The organism is Acidibrevibacterium sp. (genome assembly GCF_049965395.1).
GTDB lineage: Bacteria > Pseudomonadota > Alphaproteobacteria > Acetobacterales > Acetobacteraceae > Acidibrevibacterium > Acidibrevibacterium fodinaquatile.
This window is the reverse complement of the sequence record NZ_JBMFWJ010000106.1, coordinates 1-2,252: the sequence shown is the minus strand read 5'-3', so window position 1 is coordinate 2,252 and position 2,252 is coordinate 1. Positions and strand designations below refer to the sequence as shown.

Sequence of the window (2,252 nt, the reverse complement as noted above, 5' to 3'; positions counted from 1 at the left end):
ACGCGTTCATGGATGGCTACCACCGCAACGCTGCCGGCGGTCAGTTCGTGACCTATGAGCGGCTGCGCGCGATGGGAACCAACGGGTTCCAGGAACCCGCCGTGGGCTTCGAGAACGGCAAAATCAACGGCACCAAGCGGCTTTTTGCCGACGGCAAATTCAATACCGAGAATGGCAAGGCGAAGTTTGCCGCCACCCCCTGGCGCGGCTTGGCGACACCTGGGAAAGCCGAGGAAAAAGCGAAGTTTCGTTTCCTGGTCAATCAAGGGCGCGCCAATGCGGTTTGGCAGTCGGTTTATCTCGATCAGGACAATCCCTTCGTTCACGACCGGTTTCCTCTGCCCTATCTGCAAATGAACCCTGGGGATATGAAGGATCTCGGCCTCAAGGAGGGCGATCTTGCCGAGGTCTATAATGAAAATGGCAGCACGCAAGCGATGGTCTGGCCAACTGACACGGCCCGACGCGGCGAGACCTTCATGGTGTTCGGCTTCCCGAGCGGCGTCGTTAGCAACGTGGTCAGTAAGGGCGTCAATGAGCTGATCATCCCGAATTACAAGCAGACCTGGGGGGATATCCGGAAGCTCGCCGACCGTCCGCGAGCCTTGGCATCACTCTCTTTCAAAAGCCAGGACTACCTCCCACCCGCGTGACGATCTGAAGGCGCGGCCGCACGTGTTCGCCAACCCATGAGGGGAAAATGATCGATCCGTTCGGCCGTGCCATTAGTTATTTGCGTGTCTCGGTGACCGACCGCTGCGACCTTCGCTGCGTCTACTGCATGGCGGAGGATATGACATTCCTGCCGCGCGATGACGTACTATCATTGGAGGAGCTTGCGCGGCTCTGTCGCGTTTTCATCCGCCTCGGCGTGCGGAAATTGCGCTTGACCGGTGGTGAGCCATTGGTCAGGCGCAATGTCATGACGCTGGTCCGCGATCTCGGCGCCGAGATTGGCCGTGGCCTCGGTGAACTGACGCTCACCACCAACGGCAGTCAGCTCTCGCGGTTTGCCGACGCCTTGCGGGAGGCTGGCGTGCGACGCATCAATGTTAGCCTGGATACGCTATCGGCCGGGCGATTCGCCGCAATCACGCGCTGGGGAAAGATCGAGAAGACCCTCGCTGGCATCTTCGCCGCGAAAGCCGCCGGGCTCATGGTAAAAATCAACACTGTCGCGCTGAAAGGCGTGAACGAAGACGAATTCGATGATTTGATTGCGTGGTGCGGGCATCACGGGTTTGACCTTTGTCTCATCGAGACGATGCCGATGGGCGAGATCGGCGCCGACCGTTGCGATCAGTATCTCCCGCTCTCCTTGGTGCGGAGCCGTCTCGCCCGGCGCTGGACGTTGGATGAGAGCGACCATCGCACCGGCGGCCCGGCGCGCTATGTAAGCGTGCGCGAGACTGGCCGAAAGCTCGGCTTTATTACACCTATGACGCATAATTTTTGCGAGAGCTGCAACCGCGTGCGCCTCACCTGCACCGGGACGCTTTATATGTGCCTGGGGCAGGAGGATTCGGCCGATCTTCGCCGTGTTTTGCGCGCGGGGGCGACGGATCAGGAAGTGATGGTTGCCGTTCGCAGCGCAATCGCGCACAAACCGCGCGGGCATGATTTTGTCATCGACCGGCAGCGTCGGGCGCCCGCCGTGGCACGCCATATGAGCCTTACCGGCGGGTAGTGCTCGCTTTCTTGTCTGCCCTTTGACCGCCTCCTTCCCAGAACTCCGGAGGGACAACCATGGATATGAATGGACGTAGTGAACGCCGGTTTGCCGTCAAAATAACGCATCAGGAGAAATATCAATTTTTGTCGGAAGCGAGCGAGGCCGAAGAAAAGCATGGCGCGCCCTATCTTTCCGACGAGCCAAAACCAGTGGGCGACAATGCGGGACCATCGACCCCCGCGTTATTGGCCTCCGCTATCGGGCATTGTCTTTCGGCGTCTTTGCTGGAATGTTTGAAGCATGCCCACGTTGATGTTCTCTCGTGTTGTGCGGATGCGGTGGCTGTGGTTCGACCAAACGCCGAGGGAAAGCCGCGCATCGACCATGTCGAGGTGACGATTCGCCCGCGCGTGAAAGGACCAAGCAATCGGCTGACGCGATGCGAGGATCTGTATAAAAATTCATGCACAGTGACATCCTCGGTCGAGAGGGGCATCGCGGTTGCGGTAAAAATCGACTGGGATGTGGTGGATCACACGTAACCACGTCGTTCGGCCTTGAGGTTTTTCGAGCGATCTAC

At 59.1% G+C, this 2,252-nt stretch carries 3 protein-coding genes; all 3 read left to right on the top strand.

Annotation, left to right across the window (positions count from 1 at the left end):
- On the top strand, positions 1-653 hold a 653-nt coding region (locus ACP5M5_RS14685; RefSeq protein WP_427938598.1), incomplete at its 5' end, for a molybdopterin dinucleotide binding domain-containing protein.
- 47 nt (positions 654-700) lie between these two features.
- Complete coding sequence (moaA, locus tag ACP5M5_RS14680; protein ID WP_427938293.1) at positions 701-1,687, top strand: GTP 3',8-cyclase MoaA; 987 nt, start codon at positions 701-703, stop codon at positions 1,685-1,687.
- A gap of 59 nt (positions 1,688-1,746) precedes the next feature.
- A complete protein-coding gene (locus ACP5M5_RS14675; RefSeq protein ID WP_427938596.1) occupies positions 1,747-2,214 on the top strand; it encodes an OsmC family protein in 468 nt (155 codons plus the stop codon).
- Positions 2,215-2,252 lie beyond the last annotated feature (38 nt).

Coding starts and splice junctions, on each gene's coding strand:
- ACP5M5_RS14675 (WP_427938596.1), top strand. CDS start 1,747: ATGGATATGAATGGACGTAGTGAACGCCGGTTTGCCGTCAAAATAACG.
- moaA (WP_427938293.1), top strand. CDS start 701: ATGATCGATCCGTTCGGCCGTGCCATTAGTTATTTGCGTGTCTCGGTG.